The sequence below is a fragment of the Nocardioides sp. NPDC057772 genome (assembly GCF_042798075.1).
GTDB lineage: Bacteria > Actinomycetota > Actinomycetes > Propionibacteriales > Nocardioidaceae > Nocardioides.
On record NZ_JBHVKN010000287.1, the window covers coordinates 1 to 4605 of the forward strand.

Annotated in this window: 3 protein-coding genes and 1 pseudogene; all 4 read right to left on the minus strand. The window is 69.9% G+C overall.

Annotation, left to right across the window (positions count from 1 at the left end; genetic code table 11):
- Positions 1 to 151 precede the first annotated feature (151 nt).
- Complete coding sequence (gene groL, locus ACFVJS_RS26340) at positions 152 to 1783, minus strand: chaperonin GroEL (RefSeq protein ID WP_165111217.1); 1632 nt, start codon at positions 1781 to 1783, stop codon at positions 152 to 154.
- Between the two features lie 214 nt (positions 1784 to 1997).
- A complete protein-coding gene (locus ACFVJS_RS26345; protein WP_378886520.1) occupies positions 1998 to 2531 on the minus strand; it encodes a GNAT family N-acetyltransferase in 534 nt (177 codons plus the stop codon).
- 26 nt (positions 2532 to 2557) lie between these two features.
- A complete protein-coding gene (locus ACFVJS_RS26350) occupies positions 2558 to 3892 on the minus strand; it encodes a M1 family metallopeptidase (protein WP_378886521.1) in 1335 nt (444 codons plus the stop codon).
- 15 nt (positions 3893 to 3907) lie between these two features.
- Positions 3908 to 4605 (minus strand): annotated as a pseudogene (locus ACFVJS_RS26355) (amino acid adenylation protein); the annotation flags it as partial.

Consider the following 4605-nt stretch of genomic DNA (forward strand, 5'->3'; position numbering starts at 1 on the left):
GCGCCCCCCCCGCGGGGGGGAGCCCACGCCGCGACCGACCCTTTACTGGCGCGTACCCGACGGAAACTCCCTGGACTACCCTGCGGCCGGCCGGAAACCCGAAGAGGACCCCTCCCGAAGGAGGGGCCCTCTTGCTGGGAACAGCGGGCGATCAGAAGCCCATGCCGCCCATGTCACCCATGCCACCGGTCGGGTCGCCAGCGGCGGCCTTCTCCGGCTTGTCGGCCACGACGGCCTCGGTGGTGAGGAACAGCGCGGCGATCGACGCGGCGTTCTGCAGCGCGGAGCGGGTCACCTTGGCGGGGTCGATGATGCCGGCCTGGAGCAGGTCGACGTACTCGCCCGTGGCCGCGTTGAGGCCCTGGCCGACCGGGAGACCGGCGACCTTCTCCGCCACGACGCCACCCTCGAGGCCGGCGTTGATGGCGATCTGCTTCAGCGGCGCCGAGATGGCGGCCTTGACGATCGCGGCACCGGTGGCCTCGTCGCCCTCGAGCTCGAGCTTCTCGAACGCGGTGGTCGCGGCCTGGATCAGCGCGACACCACCACCGGGGAGGATGCCCTCCTCGACAGCGGCCTTCGCGTTGCGGACGGCGTCCTCGATGCGGTGCTTGCGCTCCTTGAGCTCGACCTCGGTGGCCGCGCCGACCTTGATGACGGCCACGCCGCCGGCCAGCTTGGCGAGGCGCTCCTGGAGCTTCTCGCGGTCGTAGTCGGAGTCCGACTTCTCGATCTCGGCGCGGATCTGGTTGACCCGGCCCTCGATCTGACCCTGGTCGCCCGAACCCTCGACGATGGTGGTCTCGTCCTTGGTGATGACGACCTTGCGGGCCTGGCCGAGCAGCTCGATGCCGGCGGTCTCCAGGGAGAGGCCGACCTCCTCGGAGATGACCTGGCCACCGGTGAGGATCGCGATGTCCTGCAGCATGGCCTTGCGGCGGTCACCGAAGCCCGGAGCCTTGACGGCGACGGACTTGAAGGTGCCCTTGATCTTGTTGACGACCAGCGTCGAGAGAGCCTCGCCGTCGACGTCCTCGGCCAGGATGACCAGCGGCTTGCCGGTCTGCATGACCTTCTCCAGGACCGGGATCAGGTCCTTGACGCTGGAGATCTTCGAGTTGACGATCAGGATGTACGGGTCGTCGAGGACGGTCTCCATACGCTCCGGGTCGGTCACGAAGTAGGCCGAGATGTAGCCCTTGTCGAAGCGCATACCCTCGGTGAGCTCGAGGTCGAGCCCGAAGGTGTTCGACTCCTCGACGGTGATGACACCTTCCTTGCCGACCTTGTCCATCGCCTCGGCGATGATCTCGCCGACGGTGGTGTCAGCAGCCGAGATCGAGGCGGTAGCAGCGATCTGCTCCTTGGTCTCGATGTCCTTGGCCTGGGCGAGCAGCTGCTCGGAGACGGCGTCGACGGCCGCCTCGATGCCGCGCTTCAGGCCGGCCGGGTTGGCACCCGCGGCGACGTTGCGCAGGCCCTCGCGGACCAGCGCCTGGGCGAGAACGGTCGCGGTCGTCGTGCCGTCACCGGCGACGTCGTCGGTCTTCTTCGCGACCTCCTTGACCAGCTCGGCACCGATCTTCTCGTAGGGGTCCTCGAGCTCGATCTCCTTGGCGATGGAGACACCATCGTTGGTGATCGTGGGGGCGCCCCACTTCTTCTCGAGCACGACGTTGCGGCCCTTGGGACCGAGGGTGACCTTGACGGCGTCGGCGAGGGTGTTGAGACCCTTCTCCAGACCCCGACGGGCCTCCTCGTTGAAAGCGATGAGCTTCGGCATTGCTCCTGCGATCCTTCACTTGGGAAGTTCGTTGGATCCGGTCCGATGGGTTGCCCGCGACGGACGACGCCGCTCCCGGCAGAACCCTTCCCTGCCGCTCGCGACGCCTCAACGTCACCGGTCCGGTTGTTGTCACTCTCATGGTAAGAGTGCCAGCCTCATGTTTAGCACTCGACCCCTGCGAGTGCAAGAAATTCGGACGGATGACGGCCGGTCAGAGTGACTTCGCGAGCTCCGCGAACTCGAGGTCGTCGCGCAGCGGCAGACCGAAGCGCTCGTCGCCGTAGGGGAACGGCTCGAAGCGTCCCGTACGCCGGAACCCCCGCCGCTCGTAGAACGCGATCAGGTCCTCGCGCTGGCGGATCACGGTCATCCGGATCTCCTCAGCACCCCACTCCCGCGCGATCCGCTCGGCCTCGGCCATCACGGCCTTGCCGACACCGCCGCCCTGCAGCGCCGGCGAGACGGAGAACATGCCGAAATAGACGTACGCCTCCCGCTTCTGCAGCTGGCAGCAGGCGACGATCTCCGCCGCCCGCTCGGCGGCCGGTTCGGCGACCAGGAGCCGGGAACCCGGCGCGGTAATGACCTCTCGTACGCCTTCCGGGTCGGTGCGCTGCCCGGCCAGCAGGTCGGCCTCGGTGGTCCAGCCGGCGCGGGAGGCATCGCCGCGGTAGGCGGACTCGATCAGCCCGACCAGGGCATCCACATCGGAAAAGGTGGCGTCACGGAAGGTCAGCTCGGGCACGGGCCCAAGATACGACAGCGCGACAGTCAGGCAGGCAGGTCGGGCAGCGACGGCCGCCGCAGCCAGGCGTCGAAGAGCGGGGTGAGGTCGCGGTCGCCGACCTCGGCCGCGAGCGCCTCGAAGTCGGCGGTGGTGACCGTGCCGCCGCTGTGGCGGGCGACCCAGGTGCGCAGCAGCCGGAAGAACGACTCGTCCCCGACCGTACGCCGCACGGCATGCAGGGTGAGCGCTCCGCGCTTGTAGACCCGGTCGTCGAACATGTCCTTGGGCCCGGGGTCGGCGAGGACCAGGTCCTGCGGCAGTGCGGCGAGCCGGCGGTGATGGTGGCGGGCGTGCTCACCGCACGAGCGGCCCCCGGAGGCGTCCGACCACAGCCACTCGCTGTAGCAGGCGAAGCCCTCGTGCAGCCAGATGTCGCGCCACTCGCGCAGCGTCACCGCGTTGCCGAACCACTGGTGGGCGAGCTCGTGGGCCACGAGGCGTACCTCGGACCACTCGCCGGTGAGGTGGTTGCGCCCGAAGGTCGACAGCGACTGCGACTCCAGCGGGATCTCGAGCTCGTCGTCGGTGACCACGACGGAGTAGGAGGCGAACGGGTAGGGCCCGAAGACCGAGGTGAAGTAGGCCATCATCTCCCGCTGCCGCCCGAAGGAGGCCTCGAAGCCCGCGGTGGCGTCGACCGGGTACGCAGCCCGGATCGGGACCCGGCCGCCCGGCCCCTCGCTGGCCGCTAGGTCGACGACCCGGTAGCGCCCGATCTGCACCGTGGCCAGGTAGGTCGCCATCGGCTCGGCCTGCCAGTAGCGCCAGGTCTCCCCGCTGCCGCGGCGTACGCGGGAGGTCAGCTCGCCGTTGGAGACGACCGCGTAGCCGGGTGCGGTGGTCACGCTGATCGCGTAGCGGGCCTTGTCGGAGGGGCGGTCGTTGCAGGGGAACCAGGTCGGCGCGCCGTGCGGCTGACCGGCGACGATGACGCCGTCGGCGAGCTCCTCCCAGCCGGCGTCACCGTGGTGCGGCAGCACGACGGGGCGGGGCTTGCCGGAGTACCTGACCGTGATCACGAACTCCTCGCCGGCCGCGATCCGCGAGCGGAGGTCGAGGACCAGACGGTGGTCGCGATGGGCCCACTTCGCCGGCGGACGGCCGTCGATCGCCACCTTCTGCACCCGCAGGTGGGCGAGGTCGAGGACGACGCGGGTGATGTCGTCGACCGCGACCGCGCGGATCGTCGCGGTGCCCGCGAGCCGGTTGCCGACCAGGTCGTAGGTCAGCTCGAGGTCGTAGTGGGTCGCGCTCCACGAAGCGTCCCCGTGACCTGGGAGGTAGGGGTCGGCGGTCGGGGGCTTCGGCACGGCCGTCATGGTAGAGGCATCCTGTCAGCCGGTCTGGTCCCAGGGACCGATCGGGTTGCCGATCCACAGGGTCTTGTCGGGGAGGCTCTCCCCGCGCATCACCAGCGACACCGGGCCGACGACCGCATGCCGGCCGATGGCGGCGGCGGGCAGGATCACCGAGTTGGGGCCGAGCGTGGCGCCTCGCTTCAGGGTGACCACGTCGAGGGCCAGCACACGGTCGTGGAAGAGATGCGTCTGCACGACGGTGCCGGCGTTGACCGTGGCGCCGTCGCCGAGCTCGACCAGGTCGGTCTCGGGGAGCCAGTGGGTCTCGATCCAGACACCGCGGCCGATCCGCGCCCCGAGCGCCCGGAACCACAGGTTGAGCACCGGGGTGCCCGACACGGCACCGGTGAACCAGGGCGCGGCCAGCACCTCGACGAAGGTGTCGGCCAGCTCGTTGGCCCACACGAACCAGCTCCACAGCGGGTGCGAGCCGGCGCGGACCCGGCCGACGAGCAGCCATTTCGCCGCGACCGTGACACCGGCCGCGACTGCTCCCGCGGCCGCGAGCACCGGCCCCGCGACCAGGACGGCGAGGAGAAGGTCGCTCGCCTCCCAGATCCTGACGAGCACATAGGCCACCCCGGCGTAGAGCAGCACCGCGAGCGTCAGCGGCACCAGCCGGGCCAGCTCGACGAGCGCCCGGGCGACCTTGAGGCGTGCCGGCGGGTCATAGG

Bases quoted from the DNA above. Each gene is read 5' to 3' on its own strand.
- groL (WP_165111217.1), bottom strand. From the start codon at position 1,783: ATGCCGAAGCTCATCGCTTTCAACGAGGAGGCCCGTCGGGGTCTGGAG.
- ACFVJS_RS26350 (WP_378886521.1), bottom strand. From the start codon at position 3,892: ATGACGGCCGTGCCGAAGCCCCCGACCGCCGACCCCTACCTCCCAGGT.